Genomic DNA, 15,655 nt, shown 5'->3' with positions numbered 1-15,655 from the left:
ACCGGTCGGCGAATGTCTTCACCCCCGTCGAGGAGGTGATGCGCGCCCTCGACGACCTCGTGCGGTCCGGCAAGGTGCTCTACCTCGGGGTGTCGGACCGGCCCGCCTGGGCGCCGCTCGCGGCCGGCACGTACCGGCGCGGCGAGCCCGGCCGGCTGGAGCCCGGCCCAGGTGGCGCTGGACGCCGACGCCGTGGCGCGGCTGGACGCCACCAGCCAGGTGCCGCTCGGCTTCCCGCACGACTTCCTCCGCGAACCGGGCGTCACCGGGACCGTCTACGGCGACCGCTGGGCCGCCATCGAGGACCGGCGCTCCACCTACCGGCGCACCGCCCACGACGTCCGCTGAGCGGGGCCGCCCGCCCGGCGCCGGAAACGCCGCACGCCGCCGCCCGGGTGCCGGGCGGCGGCGTGCGTGCCGTGGTGCGGGGGCGGCGGGCTACTTCAGCGCGCTCCGCTGCTGCCACTGCTGCCAGTTCTCCTGCCAGACCTCGAGGCCGTTGCCGACGTCGGTCTTCTTGGTGCTGCTGGTGCCCTTCACCTCGACCGTGGAGCCGACCGACAGGAAGTCGTAGACCTGCTTGGCGTCCGAGGTGGTCATGCCGAAGCAGCCGTGGCTGTTGTTGACCACGCCGATGGACTGGTTCCACGGGGCGGAGTGCAGGAAGGTCCCGGACGCCGTGAGGTGGGTGACCCACTTCGAGTCCAGCATCCACTCGTTGCCGTGGCCGATGGTGGAGGAGTCCATGGTCTCCGCGGCGTTCTTGCTGCGGACGGTGTGCACGCCGCCGCGGGTCGGGTCCTGCGGGGAGCCGGCGGAGCCCTTGACGGTGCCCACGGCCTTGCCGTCGGCGTACATGGTCAGGGTGTGCGACGGCACGTCGATGACGGCCTTGTGGTCGGCGCCGATGCTGAAGTCGTAGTCGTAGTCGCGGGTGAAGTACCGGCCGTCGCCGGAATCTATCCCGCCCAGCGCGCCCCGCACGGAGACCTTCGTGCCGCTCGGCCAGTAGTCCTTGGGCCGCCAGTCGATCCGGTCCTTGCCGTCCCAGTCCGTGACCCAGCCCCAGGCGCCCTCCACCTTCGGCTGGCTGGTGACCTTCAGCGCCTTCTCGACCTCGGCGCGCTGGCTCTTGGCCACCTTGTGGTCGAACTTGATCGAGACCGGCATGCCGGTGCCGACCGTCTCCCCGTTGCCCGGGGTGTTGGTGAGCTTGTTGACCTTGTCGGCCTGCTCCGTGGTGAAGGTCGCGGTGGACGAGGACTCCTTGCCGCCGTCCGCCTTCGCCTTGCTGGTCACGGTGTAGGTGGTCTTCGGCCGGACCTTGCCGTCGGACGTCCATGACGCCCCGTCGGCCGCCAGTCGGCCGGGAACCTTGGCCCCCTTGTCGTCCTTGACGTCGACCGCGGTCAGCTTGCCGCCGGCCGCCTTGACCGATATCGGCGAGCCGAGCTTCGCGGCGTCGCTGCCGGCGGCCGGGGTGACGGTCACCTTGGCGGCCGGCTCCGCCGCCTTGGACGAGCCGGCGCCGGTACCGCACGCGGACAGCAGCAGCCCGGCCGCGAGCGCGGCGGGTATCAACCGGGCGGTGTGGCGACGTGTTCCGGCGTGCACGAGGGTCCCTCCAAAGCTGAACAACGGACAGCGGCGGAGCCGGAGGCAACCGCCGCATATACAGATGTTTTGTCCGCTTCAGAGGTTGTGCGGTGCATCGGTTTATTAGGACACAGTTCGATATCGATGCCGGAGGCGTCGGGTGAGCGCGACGCGGGTCCGGGGGGAGTACCCGTCAGCTGGAGCTGCCGCCGCCGGTCTCGGTCGGGGTCTCGGGGGTCCCGGCCGGCCCGCTGGACGACCCGGAGCCTCCGGGCTGCTCCGGCGTCGTGGACCCCGGGGTGCCCGGCAGTTCGGGGGTGGTGGGCCCGCCCGTCGTCTGCCCGGGCGTCGACCCGGGACCCGACGGCGACTCCGGCGTCGTACCGCCGCCCGGGGACGGCGAGGTCTCCGACGAACCGGGGGATTCGGGGGACGACGGCGACGGGGAGAACGGCGACGCGGACGGCGCCGGCGAGGGCTGGTCCGTACTGCCGTCGGTGCCCTCCGGGCGCGCGAAGTAGTCCCCGGTCCGCGGGTCCTGGAGGACGAACGTCCGCACCGGCTTCGGCGCCGGCTGCACCGTCACCACGTTGGAGTCCCGGAACCCCGACCACGGCTTGCCCCGCGTCTTGAGCCCCTTCCCGGTGGCCGTCGGCGGCGTCAGCGGGTTCCCGCAGGCGCAGCGGACCCGCGGCACCCCCTGCGCGTCCACCAGCACCGCCGTGCCCGCCTGGAGCACCGCCTGGTAGCTGGTCGCCTTGCCGTCCAGGTAGCCGTGGTTGGTGACCCAGGTGTCGACCAGCAACTGCACCGACGTCATGGAGCGCAGGTACGCCGGCAGCTCCTCGGGGCTCTTCCCCAGCGCGCCGGCGAACGCCCGTGCCTTGTCCGGGCTGGCCTGGAGATAGCGGATCTGCTTCTCCACGTCGCAGCTGGCCTTGTCGCGGCTGCCGCCGTACAGGCCGGGCGCCGCCCCCGACACGCTGGCGCGCCGGTGGTCGCCGCGGGGTGCCACGGACGGGGTGGCCGTCGGAGTCGCGGTGCCGCCCCCGTTCACCGTCGAGTCGGTGTACGGGGCCGGGCCCGCCGAGCCGACCGATTCCAGTTGCAGCTCGCCGGCGCTCCCGCCGCCCCCGGAGCGGGTCAGCACCACCGCCAGTACCACTGCCAGCACCACCGCGGCCGTGGCGACGGCGACCCGCGGCATCGACCGCCACCAGGGCCGCCGGCGCTCGGGGCCGCCGCGCGAGGCGTCTCCGCTGTCGCTGCCGCCGGGACCACCGGGCCCGTTCGGGGGAGGGGGCGTTCCCCGCGCGGGCGCGGTGGGCGGCGGTGGCTGCTGCCACGGCCGGGTCGGCTCGTGCGAGGGACCGGAGGAGGGTCCGGTGGAGGGGCCCGATACGGGGCCCGGCGGCGGGCCGGTCGGGTGGCCCTCCGACGGGTCGTCCGGTGGCGGTGGAGCGGTCACGGGTCCTTCTTCCCGGGGCTGTTGGGTCATCCGGCGATGCGCACAACGCCCGGATTTGCCAATATTTATGTGGTTCTAGGCAATTGTGTGCTTGGGGTCGGCGTCCTCCGCAAGCGGGGTGGCGCGCCCGTGCGTACCGTGGCGAGGACGGCGTCCGACCGGCCCGTCCGGCGCCCGACCACCACCCCGGCAGGAGGCAGTCGTGAGCCAGACCAGCGGCCCGGCGTCCCACCGTGTCCCGCCGGCCCTGCGCGGCTGGGCGGAGGCGCTCGGCGCCGCCCTGGCGGGCCTGGTCACCATGGTCGTGACCGCCGCGCTCGGCCTGTGGGCGGCCGGCGCGGCCGATCTGCCCGCGGGCGCGTTCCCCGCGGTGGTCGCCGCCACCGTGGTCGCCGCGGCCGGCGGCTCGCTCCAGGCGACCGGGGACGCCGGGATCATCGTCGAGGCGCAGGCCGCCGTGGACGCCGTTCCGCTGTCGGTGACCCTCGCCGGCGCGCTGGTGACCGCCGTCGTCTTCCTCCGGCCGCTGCGGCACCGGGCGGTCGCCCCGGCCGGCGAACTCCTCGGCCGGATCGCCCGGACGACGGTCTGCTGGCTGGTCCCGCTGTGGCTGATCGCGCTGGCCGCCCGGCACAGCTTCACCGTCACCGTCGGCAACGAACTCGCCGACCAGCTCGGCGCCCTCCTCGGCAGCACCCCCACCGTCGGCTTCCGCGCCGACCTCCCGGCCACCCTGGGCTTCGGCCTGTTGTGGGTGCTCGCCGTGCTGGTGCTGGCCTTCGCCGTCTCCCGCAAGGCCCCGCTCTCCGCCCGGCTGCTCCGCTTCCAGGACCCGGTCCGTCCACCGGCCCACGCCATGCTGCTGACGCTGCTGGCCTACGTCGGGCTCGGGCTCCTCGTCGGCCTCGTCGAGCTGGTCGTCCGCGGCGACCCGGCCCGGACCCTCGCGGTGATCCTGCTCGGGCTGCCGAACGTGGCCTGGCTGGCGCTGGGCATCGGCACCGGCGGCGCCTGGACCGGCCACGTCGACAGATCCCTCGGACTGCCGTTGCCGCACGCCCTGGAGCAGGTGCTGCGGACCCGTGGACAGCGCACCCTCGACCTCGGCTCGATCGGCGCGCACGACGGGCGGGTCTGGCTGCTGGTGGCGGTGGCCGCGGTGGTGCTGCTCGGTGCCGCGTTCGATGCGGCGGTCCGCGCCCCGGTCCGAAGGCCCGCCTGGCGGCACGCCCTGGAGATGGCGGTGGCGCTGGCGCTCACCCTCCTCGTCGTCGGCTCGGCCACCCGGATCGACGCCCACTACGGCCTCTCCCTGATCGGCGTCGGCGACCTCGGCGGCGACCTGGGCGGCGCGATCACGCTGCAGCCGCAGCTGTGGCGGCTGGCGGCGGCGGGGTTCGCCTGGGGCCTGGTCACCGGGTTCGCCGGCGGCCTCGCGGCGCGCCGGTTCCGCCGCCCCGGCGAGGTCCGGGACGCCCCTCCGGCACGCCCTCCGGACCCCGGACGACGGGGCTGACGGCGAGCCCGACGGCCGGACCGACGCGGCAGCCCCGGCGCCCCGGACCCTACGTCCCCGGGGCGCCGGCTCCGGGGAAGACCGGCATCGCCCAGCGCGGCGGGGGCGGGGGAGCGGTGCCGCGCCGGGGGCTCCGGTCCGCGGTCCGTCCGGCGGCCCGCAGCGCCGCCACGAACCCCCGGCAGGTCTCGTACCGCTCCTCCGGCGCCTTGGCCAGCGCGCGGGCGAACACCGCGTCCACGGCCGGGGGGAGGTCGGACCGCTGCCCGCTCGGCGCCGGCGGCGGGTCGTACTGGTGGGCCCAGAGCAGCGCGAAGTCGTCCTCGCGGAGGAACGGCGGTGCCCCGGTCAGCATCTCGTAGGCCACGCAGGCCAGTCCGTACAGGTCGCACCGGCCGTCCACCGGGTGCCCGGAGATCCGTTCGGGGGCGACGTAGGCCAGCGTCCCGATGAACTGGTCGGTGCTGGTGAAACCGGTCAGCGACAGCGACTTCTTGGTCAGTCCGAAGTCGGTCAGATAGGCGTGCTCGGGCCGGTCGCTGTCGATGCCCTCGGAGATCAGGATGTTGCGCGGGGTGACATCGCGGTGCACCAGGTCGTGGGCGTGCGCGGCGTCCAGCGCGGAGGCCACCTGGACGGCGATCCGGCAGGTGGTCGCGAGCGGCAGCGGGCCCTCGTCGTCCAGCAGCGCCCGCAGGTCGCGGCCCGGGATGAAGCGCATCGCGATGTAGAGGAGGCCGTTGGTCTCCCCGGCCTCGTAGACCGGCACGATGTGCGGGTGCTCGATCGCCGCGGCCGCCCGCGACTCGTACGCGAAACGCTTCCGGAAGGTGTCGTTCTGGGCCAGTTCGGGCGCCAGCAGCTTGAGGGCCACGGTCCGGCCCAGATTCAGGTCCGCCGCCTTGTAGACCACCGCCATCCCGCCCCGGCCGATCTCGTCCCCGAGCAGGTACCCGGCGATCCGGCGGCCGCGCAGCCCGGACGCGTCCGGCACGGTGGTGTGCTCCCGGCGCCGGCCGCCCGCCGGCCCGGTGCCCGCCTGCTCGGCGTCCGTCGGCCGCTCGTTCACGGCCGCTCACCCGTCCCGCCCGGCGGCGGGAACGACGGCGGGACCGGCGGCGGGTACGGCGGTGGGAACTCCGCCTCGCCGGGCAGTCCGGCCCCGGTCCCCGCACTCCCCGTACTCCGCGCACTCCCCGCGCCGCCGGTGCCCTCCGTGCCCGTCGCGTCGGCGACCGCCTCCGCGGCCTCCGCGGGCGCCTCGGGCCCCTCCGCCATCGGCCCGTCCGAGACGGCGAATGTCACCAACGATTCCCCGTCGCAGAAGCACCACCGTCCGTGCCGCGCGTCGTACAGCCACACCGCGTCGCCGTCCACCACCGCCCCCACCCGCGCCCCCAGCGCCCGCTCGCCGAACGCCTCCCGGTCCACCCGCCCGGCCAGCAACTCCTCGACCAGCTGTCGGTAGCGGCCCAGCGCGCCCTCGGCGGCGGCCAGCAGCGGCCGGGGGTCCGCGGCCCAGGCGGCGGGCTGCTCGGCGGTCGGCGGGTCGTGCGGCACCGACAGCAGCAGCCGCCCGTCCACCCACGCCGACCAGCCGTTGGAGCACAGCGCCCGCGCCCAGTCGCCGTGTCGCTCGACGACCTGGACGGGCAGCAGCGGATCGAGCGGCATCAGTGGACGGCCCACGCCCGGGTCCGCCCACGTGGGCATCCCGCCCGGCGGGACGACATGGCTGGGACGGAACTCCGGTGCGGTCACAGGCGGCTCCTCGGCACTCCTCGCGCACGGCCCCGGCGCCGTACGCACCAACGGTCCCGACTACCGGCGCATGATCTCGGGCTCATGGCGCCGCAGCAGTCGCAGGACGAGGAAGCCGAACACCGCCGAGAGCACCACCAGCATCCCCATGTCCAGCAGCCAGGGGCCCACCGCGTGCCGGAGCAGCGGATCCGCGGTGAGCGGCTGCGGCAGGATCCGGTGCAGGTCGATGGTGCCCGCCATGGCCCCGAGCGCCCAGCGGGACGGCACCAGCCACGCCAGCTGCTCCAGCACCGGCGTGCCGCGCAGCGAGTGCAGCGCCCCGCAGAACACCACCTGGACGATCGCGAGGAGCACCAGCAGCGGCATGGTGACCTCCTCCTTGCGCACCAGCGCGGACACCAGCAGCCCCAGCATCATCGCGGTGAACGCCAACAGCGCCACCGCCAGGGTGATTTCGAGCAGCGGCGGCAGCAACACCCCTTTGCCGCCCGGCGCGTTGAGCTCCACCCCGAACAGGGCGACCACCGTCAGCACCGCCGCCTGGACCACCGTGACCGTCCCCAGCACCAGCACCTTCGACATCAGATACGCCGACCGGGACAGCCCCACTGCCCGCTCCCGCTGATAGATCACCCGCTCCTTGACCAGCTCGCGCACCGCGTTGGCGGCCCCGGTGAGCACCGCGCCCACGCACAGGATCAGCAGCACGTTCGTCGCCGAGTCCGTGGTCAGCTTCCCGCCGCTCAGGCCGTGCGCCATCGCCCCCATGACGAACGGCAGCGCCACCATGATGATCAGGAACGTCCGGTCCGAGGACAGCGCCGCCGCGTACCGCCGCATCAGCGTCCACAGCTGGGTGCCCCAGCGCTGGGTCCGGGGCGCGGCCACCGGTTCCCCGGGCGCCTGCGGGGCCCGTGGGGCCGGCGGTACCGGTGGCTGCCGGGTCTCCCCGGCGATGTACCGCCGGTACAGCGGCGAGGCCCGGAACTCCCCGGCCCAGTCCCGCCCGCGGTCGTTCTCGAATGCCTCGAACGCCTCCGGCCATTGGCCGAACCCGAAGTACGGCAACGCCTCCTCCGGCGGCCCGTAGTAGGCGATGGTGCCGCCCGGCGCCAGCACCAGCAGCCGGTCGCAGACGTCCAGGCTGAGCACACTGTGGGTGACCACGATGACCGTGCGGCCGTCGTCGGCCAGGCCGCGCAGCATGTGCATCACCGAGCGGTCCATCCCCGGGTCGAGGCCCGAGGTCGGCTCGTCGAGGAAGAGCAGCGACGGCTTGGTCAGCAGCTCCAGCGCCACGCTGACGCGCTTGCGCTGCCCGCCGGAGAGCTTGTGGATCGGCAGCCCGGCCCGTTCGACCAGGCCGAGTTGGCGGATCACCTCCTCGACCCGGGCCGCCCGCTCGGCCGGCGCGATGTCCTCGGGGAACCGCAGCTCCGCCGCGTAGCCCAACGCCCGGCGGACGGTCAGCTGGGTGTGCAGGATGTCGTCCTGCGGCACCAGCCCGATGCGCTGGCGCAGCTCGGCGTAGTCCCGGTAGAGGTCCCGGCCGTCGTAGAGCACGGTGCCCTCGTCGGCGGGCCGCAGCCCGGTCAGCGCGTTCAACAGCGTCGACTTGCCCGCACCGCTGGGGCCGATCACGGCCAGCAGCGACTTCTCACCCACCGGGAAGGACACCCCGCCCAGCAGGGTCCGGCGCTCGCCGCCCCGGCCCACCCGGACGGTCAGCCGCTGCACGTCCAGGGAGACCTCGCCGGTGTCGACGTACTGCTGGAGCTGGTCGCCGACGAGGACGAACGCGGAGTGGCCGATGCCGATGATGTCGTCGGGGCGCACCGGGGCGACGTCGACCGGACGGCCGTTGAGGTAGGTGCCGTTGTGGCTGCCCAGGTCGGCGATCCGGTAGCCGTCCGGGCCGGCCCGGAGTTCGGCGTGGTGGCGGGAGACCGCGAGGTCGTCGACGACCAGGTCGTTGTCGTCGGCCCGTCCGATCCGCGTGGTGCGCGCCGGGGGCAGCGGCCGGACCGTGCTCGGCCGGCGGAAGGTGTGGGTGGCCGCGGGCCGCGACACGGTATGCGGATGGCCGACGGGCGTGGTCGGGCGGGGGACACCGGCGAGCACCGCGCACGGGCCGTCGGCCGGGTTGCCGAAGCGGATCACGCTCCCCGGGCCGACTCCGTACCGCGACACCCGATGCCCGTCCGTGTACGTGCCGTTCGTGCTGCCCTCGTCCTCCACCAGCCAGTGGCCCTCGGTGGCCCGGAGCACCGCGTGGTGCCACGACACCCGGTCGTCGCTGATCACCAGGTCGCTGTCGGGGTCCCGTCCCACGTGGTAGGCGTGGCCCGGATTCATCACCTGCGTGACCCCGCCGGACTCCACCAGGAGCTCGGGCGCGGCGGACGCATCAGGCCGCTCAGCCATATTTCAGATTTTACGGCGCATTCCCCGCTCTCGCCCCCGGTTACTCGCGCGGACCGACGTAGGTCAACTAGGGTGAGCGCCCCGATGTGCCCGCACCTGCGCATTCCATGGAAATGCCGTACTTCGGTTCGCTGATCGAAGGACGCACCGGCAAACCGGGACGCACCGCACCCTGCAGGGCAACGCACCATAGGGCCCGGGTTCCTTCTTATTCACCTACCTCATGAAGGCAAGGCAGAGATGGCACGACTCGCGCGACAATCCCCTCGGCAGCTTCCCCGGCAGCGGGCCCATCCCGTCGACGAGGTGCTGCCGTTCGGCAAACTCGCCCTCTACGGCTTCCAGCACGTCCTCGCCTTCTACGCGGCCGCGGTCATCGTCCCGATCCTGCTCGGGAATGCCCTCGGGCTGTCCCGCCAGGAACTCGTCTACCTCATCAACGCGGACCTGCTGACCTGCGGAATCGCCTCCATCATCCAGGCGTTCGGCATATGGAAGATAGGCGCCAGGCTGCCCCTCGTCCAGGGCGTCACCTTCACCGCGGTCTCCCCGATGATCGCCATCGGACTGGGGGCGGGCGGTGGCACCGCCGGACTGCTGGTGGTCTACGGCGCGGTCATCACCGCGGGTATCGCCACATTCCTTTTCGCCCCGTTCTTCAGCAAGTTGGTGAAGTATTTCCCGCCGATCGTCATCGGCACGATCCTCACCATCATCGGGCTGACCCTTATCCCGCAGGCGCTCCAGGACGCGGCCGGCGGCGCCCAGTTGGTGGGCAAGCCCGAATTCGGCGACCTGAAGAACCTCGGATACGCCCTGGGCACGCTGCTGTTCGTTCTCGTGATCGTGCGGATCGGAAAGCCGCTGCTGAGCAGCGTCGCGGTGCTGCTCGGCCTGGTCGGCGGAACGGCGGTCGCCTGGCTGCTCGGTGACGCCGATTTCAGTGGTGTGGGACAGACGGCCTGGTTCGGCGTCAGCACCCCGTTCCATTACGGAATGCCCAAGTTCGAGCCGTTCCCGATCATCGCGATGATCGTCGTCATGCTGATCACGATGGTGGAGACCACCGGTGACGTCTACGCCATCGGCGAGATCACCGGCAAGCCGGTCGGCAACGACACCGTCGCCCGGGCGCTGCGCGCCGACGGCGTCGCCACGGTCCTCGGCGGCATCTTCAACTCCTTTCCCTACGTGGCGTTCGCCGAGAACATCGGCCTGGTGCGGATGTCGCGGGTGATGAGCCGGTTCGTGGTCGTCGCGGCCGGTGGCCTCATGATCGTGCTGGGGCTGGTGCCCAAGGCCGGCTCGGTGGTCGCCGCGATCCCGCACCCGGTGCTCGGCGGCGCGGCGCTCTCCATGTTCGGCATGGTCGCCGCGGTCGGCATCCAGATCCTGGGCAAGGTGGACCTCCGCGAGGAGCGCAACGCCCTGATCCTCGCGGTCAGTCTGGGCGTCGCGTTCCTGCCCACCGCGGTCGCGCCGTTCTTCGAGCGGATGCCGCAGGGGGTCCGGGCGGTGCTCGACAGCGGCATCACCCTGGGCGGTCTGACCGCGATCGTGCTGAACCTCGTCTTCAACGTCTTCACCCGCCGCAGGTCGTTGGAGATCGACTGGGACGAGTTCGCCGAGGACGACGAGCCGGGGCCGGACGGGTCGGCGCCGGCCGGCCCCCCGTCGCACCCCCAGGGCGCGTACTGACACCCGGCCGGACGGCGGGACGCGCCCGACGCGCCTGTCCCGCCCTCCGGCCCGAGCCCGACCCGGCGGACCGGCCCTAGTGGCTGTCCGATGGGTCAGGCCCTAGTGCACGGAGTGGAACGGCGGCGCCTCGCCCGCCTCGCCGATCAACTCCCAGAAGTGGTCGACCAGTCGCCGCAGATACGCCGACCGCTCGGCCGCGATCTCCTTGAGCCGGGCGTCGGCGCTCCGTGCCACCACGTGCCCCATGTACCGCTCGGAGAAGTCCGCGAACTCCGCGTGCATGGTGCGCAGCGCGTCGCCCACCCGCGTCCGGTTCAGCGAGGTGATCTCGGTGATCGGCGCGACATGCGACTTCCAACGGCCCTCGAGTGCCGCGCGCAGGTGCCCGGCCAGCTCCTCGACCCGCCCCATCACCCCGATCAGCTTGCGCAGCGACAGTCCCAGCGCGTCCACCAGTGCCTTGGTCTGCCGGTAGTCGCCGTGCCACTCGTTGGCGCCCTCCGCCGCGCGGTACTCCTCCGGCGCCATGCCGACCAACTGCGCCAGCCGTTCCGCGCTCAGCTGCCGGGCCATCCGGTGCTCGGCCAGCGTCCGCGGCTCCACCCCCATCAGCACGACCGGCGGGCACCACAACACATCGGCCAGGGCGAAGAGTTGCGCCTCGGTGGGCTGCAGGGAGCCGTACTCCCACGCCTCGATCACCTCGGGGCGCACCGGCGCGCCGCATGCCGTCATGGACTGGGCGACCTGACTCGTGGTCAGGCCGACCCGGGCCCGTGCGGATCGGGCCTGAGCGGGAGAGAACGGAACGCTGTTCACGTACGCGACACCTCGCTGCACCCGGTGAGCAGGGGGGTGCTGGGGGGAGGAAAGGGAGCGGACATGGAGGAACATCCAGGGGCGGGCAGATTAACAGATCGGCGAGAGGTACGAACCTCCAGCTCAGAACTCCCGTTCCGGGTATAGCCGATGCACCGGTATCTACCGGGCGGTAGCGGCAGTTGGGGTCATCACGAAGGCCGGACGTAATCAAGGCGTTACGTGGATGAAGGTGTGGTGTCACAGTGATCGCAGAGGCTGGCGGGTGCCGATGGGCCTTGCCCGGCAGCGCCGGTCGGTGTACACCTGACATCCGGTCCTCCCCCCACAATCCGATCAGGATGGGACCCTCCCTATGCGATACACGCTCGACCGCCCCCGCGCGGTCCGGTGCCTGCCGCTTGCCGTACCGCTCGCGCCCGTAGGGGTCGCGCGCCGCCGCGCCGCCGTCCGTTCCGCCGAGAGAAGACGCACCCCGGCGCGCCACTTCGCGCTGTCATGCCTCTGACAGTCGGCGCGTCGTCGGCGGCCCTCGCCAACTGAGCGCCGCCCGACGCCCGTCTGATCGTCACCGTCCCCGCATCGCGCGCGTCACGGAGCCGCCGGCACCCCACGAGCCGGCCCGACGGCATGGCCGACCCGCCGCCGTACCACGGCGGTTGCGCCGGCCTGCCCGCGCCCGGCCGCCGGGTCCCGTCCCCGCAAGGACCGCCGACAGGCCGCTGTCCAGGGACCCCCGTCGCCGGCCTCCGTGTGCCCCGTAGCCAGAAAGGACAATCCCCGGTGCTCACTTCGCACCCGGCACACCCCCAGGGCTCACCCACGGCCCTCCTCGGCGGAACGGACCACCCCACCGCACCCGGCGCCCACCCGGCCGGCCAGGTCCTCGTCATCGGCACCCCAGGGCCACGCCTGGAACGCCTCACCCACACCCTGCGCTCCACCGGTCACGACGTCACCCACGCCCCACCCGGCGAGGCAGGCCCCCGCGTCCGGCAGGCACCCCCGGACGCCGTCGTCGCCCTGCACGAGCCCGGCGCCGGGCACGCCGGAGCCGACGTCATCCGCGAGGTCCGCACCGTCCCCGCCGGACGGGCCCTGCCGCTCCTCATGGTCACCGGCGCCCCCGGCCCGACCGGCGCCGCCGACCTGCTCCGCCAGGGCGCCGACGACTGCATACCCGAGGCGTCCGACCCCGACGAGCTCTCCGCCCGGATCGAGGCCAAGCTCCGCCGGGTCCCGGTCCCCGTCGAGCACCTGCTCCGCGACCCGCGCACCGGCCTCTACTCCCGGCCGCACTTCCTCGACGAACTCGACCGCGAACTCAAGCGCCCCGAAGGCGCCCGGCACGGCGGCGTGCTCGCCGTCGTCGCGGTCGCCGAACTCGCCGCCCTGGAAGAGCGACTCGGCCCCCGGATCCGCCGCGAGGTCGCCGAACGGCTCGCCGGCGTCGCCGAGAGACTGGGCGGGGCCTGCGACCGGCTCGGCCGGGACGACGACGGCCACCTGCTGATGCTGCTCCCCGGCGTCGACGAGGAGACCGCCCTGCGCGCACTGCACGCCTTCGCCACCGCCGCCGCCGGCACCCGCTTCGTCGTCGCCGACGAGAACGTCCGCCTCACCCCCGCCGTCGGCTGGCTCCCGCTCGCCGGGTGCACCGATGCCGCCGACGTCGTGGACCGGGCCCGCGACGCGACCCGCGAGTCCCTGCGCCACCGCGACCTCCGCCCGGTCCGCCACGCCCCCTGGATGCGCGGCGCCGCCCATCGCCACCGCCGGCCGCCGCTGCGCGCCGTGATCCGCCCCGCGCTCTCCGCGCTCTCCCCGGTGCTGGCGCTGCTCCTGGGCATCGGGGTGCCGTTCGCCCTCTACCGGCAGACCTATCTGGCCGGTTGGGACCTCGGTTCGGGCATGTACTGGGCGGTCGTCGCCGGCCTGGTGCTCTCCGCGCTGCTGATCGTCCTGGAGTGCCTCTACGCGCTGGACGCGCCGACCCGACCGCAACGCCCCGGCGCCGCCTACCCGCCGGCCAGTGCCGTGATCGCCGCGTACCTCCCGAACGAGGCCGCCACCATCGTCGACACCGTCGAATCGTTCCTGCGCCAGGACTACCCGGGCGGTCTGGAGATCGTCCTCGCCTACAACACCCCGCATCCGCTGCCCGTCGAGGACACCCTCCGCGAGATCGCCGCCCGCGACCCCCGCCTCGTCCTCCTCCCCGTCGCCGGCAGCACCTCCAAGGCCCAGAACGTCAACGCCGCCGTCACCCGCGTCCGCGGCGAGTTCGTCGGCATCTTCGACGCCGACCACCACCCCGCCCCGCACGCCTTCCGCGACGCCTGGCACTGGCTCTCCCACGGCTACGACGTCGTCCAGGGCCACTGCGTCATCCGCAACGGCGACAGCTCCCGGATCGCCCGGCTCGTCGCCGTCGAGTTCGAGGCGATCTACGCCGTCAGCCACCCCGGCCGCACCCGGCTCCACGGCTTCGGCGTCTTCGGCGGTTCCAACGGCTTCTGGCGCACCGACCTCCTCGCCCGCACCCGGATGCACGGCTCCATGCTCACCGAGGACATCGACTCCACCATGCGCTGCCTGACCGCGGGCGCCCGGATCGCCGTCGACCGCACCCTGATCTCCCGCGAACTGGCCCCCACCACCCTCACCGCGCTGTGGAACCAGCGCTCCCGCTGGGCCCAGGGCTGGCTCCAGGTCTCCCTCAAGCACCTCTGGCGGGGTCTGCGCTCACCGGTGTTGACGGTACGTCAGAAGTTCGGCCTGCTGGTCCTGTTGGGCTGGCGCGAGATACAGCCCTGGCTGACCCTGCAGATCCTGCCGATCCTGCTCTACGCCACCTGGAAGGTCGGCGGCCCCCAGCACCTCGACTGGGGCGTACCGGTCTGTGTGCTCGCCCTGCTCCTCACCCTCGCCGCCGGACCCGTCCAGGCCCTCTTCGCCTGGCGCCTGGCCGTCCCCGAAATCCGGGCCCGCCGCCGCTGGTTCTGGTCCTACCTCCTGGTGTCGACCGTCTTCTACAGCCACTTCAAGAACATGGTCGCGCGTCAGGCCCACCTCAAGGAGGCCCTCGGCGACCGGCAGTGGCGGGTCACCCCGCGCGCCCAGGCGACGAGGGCGGTGGCCCGCCGATGAGCGTCACCACCGGCCCACCCGCCCCGCCGCGGACCCCCGAAGGCGCCCCGCGCCGCCGCCGCGCCGGGGACATCGACGGCTTCCGCGGCCTCGCCGCGCTCAGCACCGTCGCCTTCCACGTCTGGCAGCAGTACACCGCCTACGACGCGCACGGCACCCACCCGCCGGTGACCAACCCCGTCCTCGACGCGGTGCTCTCCCTCGAGGTCATCGACCTCTTCTTCGTCCTGTCGGCGTTCCTGCTCACCCTCTCCTACGCCCGCGCCGCCCTCGACGGCGGCTCCACCCGCCCGGCCCGCGCCTTCCTCTTCCGTCGCGCGATCCGCATCCTGCCGCTGTACGTCCTGGCCGTGCTGGTCGTCTGGGCCACCCGCAACCCCACCCTCCCCGGCGACTGGCAGGACCTCTTCGAACACCTCACGTTCACCCACGTCTTCGACCAGGACCGGATCTTCTACACCCTCGGCCCCACCTGGTCGCTCTCCCTGGAGGTGCTCTTCTACTTCGTCCTCGTCGGCCTCGGTCCGCTCGCCGTCCGGGCCTGCCGCCGACTGCGCCGCCGGGCCGACCGGGTCGCGGTCTGCGCCGCCGGCTGCCTGTTCCTCTTCGCCGCACCGCTGGCATGGATCACCGTCGCGCACTACGCCCTCGGCATCCCGCACACCGACTGGGTCGCCTACTTCGGCCCGCAGGCCCGCTTCGGCGGTTTCGCGGCCGGCATGATGCTGGCCGTGGTCCTGGCCGCGCTCGGCGACCGGGCCCGCCTCTCCCCGGGTGCCGCGCTGCTGCTGACCGCCCTCGCGCTGGCCGGCCTCTTCTGCCTCTCGCTCCAGTCCGACGCGGAGGGCTTCACCTTCACCTACTACCACCCGATCGCCTCCGCCCTGTGGGCGCTGCTGCTCTTCGGCACCCTCCACATCCGCCGACGCACCTTCTGGAACCGCTTCCTGACGGCGCGTTGGCTCACGCCGCTGGGCCTGATCAGCTACAGCCTCTTCATCTGGCACGAGCCGGTCATGCTCCTGCTGCACAACGCCGGACTGCTGCCCGCGGGCCCGTCCGGCTTCCCCTGGGCCCTGTTGATCGTCTTCCTCGCCGCCGTCGCGGTGGCCGCGGCCAGCTACTGGCTCGTCGAATACCCGGCGAGCCTGCTCGGCCGCCTCAAGGACGCCCAAGGGCGTCCCCGGGACTTCTACCCGGAACCCGCCCTCCGCTGA

General features: G+C 73.2%; 10 protein-coding genes and 1 pseudogene. 5 read left to right on the top strand and 6 right to left on the bottom strand.

The genetic code is table 11. The annotated features are described in order from the left end of the window. Positions 1-17 precede the first annotated feature (17 nt). Positions 18-348: pseudogene (locus tag SNOUR_RS42830) on the top strand (aldo/keto reductase); the annotation flags it as partial. 90 nt (positions 349-438) lie between these two features. Here the strand turns inward: SNOUR_RS42830 and SNOUR_RS10835 are convergent. Together SNOUR_RS10835 and SNOUR_RS10830 are read right to left on the bottom strand one after the other, a co-directional pair. Next, on the bottom strand, positions 439-1,614 hold the full coding sequence (locus SNOUR_RS10835) for a L,D-transpeptidase family protein (protein ID WP_312632509.1): 1,176 nt from the start codon (positions 1,612-1,614) through the stop codon (positions 439-441). A gap of 175 nt (positions 1,615-1,789) precedes the next feature. Further along, complete coding sequence (locus SNOUR_RS10830) at positions 1,790-2,803, bottom strand: DUF6777 domain-containing protein (protein WP_067346046.1); 1,014 nt, start codon at positions 2,801-2,803, stop codon at positions 1,790-1,792. Positions 2,804-3,266: 463 nt separating this feature from the next. Between SNOUR_RS10830 and SNOUR_RS10825 the strand changes: the two genes are divergently transcribed. After that, positions 3,267-4,580: a streptophobe family protein gene (locus tag SNOUR_RS10825; RefSeq protein WP_067346045.1), complete on the top strand. Its 1,314-nt coding sequence runs from the start codon at positions 3,267-3,269 to the stop codon at positions 4,578-4,580. Positions 4,581-4,629: 49 nt separating this feature from the next. Here the strand turns inward: SNOUR_RS10825 and SNOUR_RS10820 are convergent, their stop codons facing one another. The 3 genes from SNOUR_RS10820 to SNOUR_RS10810 all read right to left on the bottom strand — a co-directional run bounded on the left by SNOUR_RS10820 (position 4,630) and on the right by SNOUR_RS10810 (position 8,768). After that, entirely contained in the window at positions 4,630-5,574 is a 945-nt protein-coding gene (locus tag SNOUR_RS10820; RefSeq protein ID WP_067358107.1) for a serine/threonine-protein kinase, read from the bottom strand. Positions 5,575-5,645: 71 nt separating this feature from the next. Next, the gene (locus SNOUR_RS10815; RefSeq protein ID WP_067346043.1) at positions 5,646-6,341 is read right to left on the bottom strand and encodes a hypothetical protein; all 696 of its coding nucleotides are present in this window, start codon (positions 6,339-6,341) and stop codon (positions 5,646-5,648) included. Positions 6,342-6,401: 60 nt separating this feature from the next. Continuing rightward, complete coding sequence (locus tag SNOUR_RS10810; RefSeq protein ID WP_067346041.1) at positions 6,402-8,768, bottom strand: FHA domain-containing protein; 2,367 nt, start codon at positions 8,766-8,768, stop codon at positions 6,402-6,404. Between the two features lie 240 nt (positions 8,769-9,008). Between SNOUR_RS10810 and SNOUR_RS10805 the strand changes: the two genes are divergently transcribed. Continuing rightward, on the top strand, positions 9,009-10,466 hold the full coding sequence (locus SNOUR_RS10805) for a nucleobase:cation symporter-2 family protein (RefSeq protein WP_067346039.1): 1,458 nt from the start codon (positions 9,009-9,011) through the stop codon (positions 10,464-10,466). A gap of 102 nt (positions 10,467-10,568) precedes the next feature. Here the strand turns inward: SNOUR_RS10805 and SNOUR_RS10800 are convergent, their stop codons facing one another. Then, the gene (locus tag SNOUR_RS10800) at positions 10,569-11,204 is read right to left on the bottom strand and encodes a hypothetical protein (protein ID WP_067346037.1); all 636 of its coding nucleotides are present in this window, start codon (positions 11,202-11,204) and stop codon (positions 10,569-10,571) included. Between the two features lie 867 nt (positions 11,205-12,071). Between SNOUR_RS10800 and SNOUR_RS10795 the strand changes: the two genes are divergently transcribed. Together SNOUR_RS10795 and SNOUR_RS10790 are read left to right on the top strand one after the other, a co-directional pair. After that, on the top strand, positions 12,072-14,438 hold the full coding sequence (locus tag SNOUR_RS10795) for a glycosyltransferase (RefSeq protein ID WP_067346035.1): 2,367 nt from the start codon (positions 12,072-12,074) through the stop codon (positions 14,436-14,438). Next, a complete protein-coding gene (locus SNOUR_RS10790) occupies positions 14,435-15,655 on the top strand; it encodes an acyltransferase family protein (RefSeq protein WP_312632501.1) in 1,221 nt (406 codons plus the stop codon). The genes SNOUR_RS10795 and SNOUR_RS10790 overlap by 4 nt, the downstream gene beginning before the upstream one ends.

The organism is Streptomyces noursei ATCC 11455 (assembly GCF_001704275.1).
GTDB classification, from domain to species: Bacteria; Actinomycetota; Actinomycetes; order Streptomycetales; family Streptomycetaceae; genus Streptomyces; species Streptomyces noursei.
Note: the sequence above shows the minus strand (reverse complement) of the source record. Positions and strands in the feature narration are given on the sequence as shown.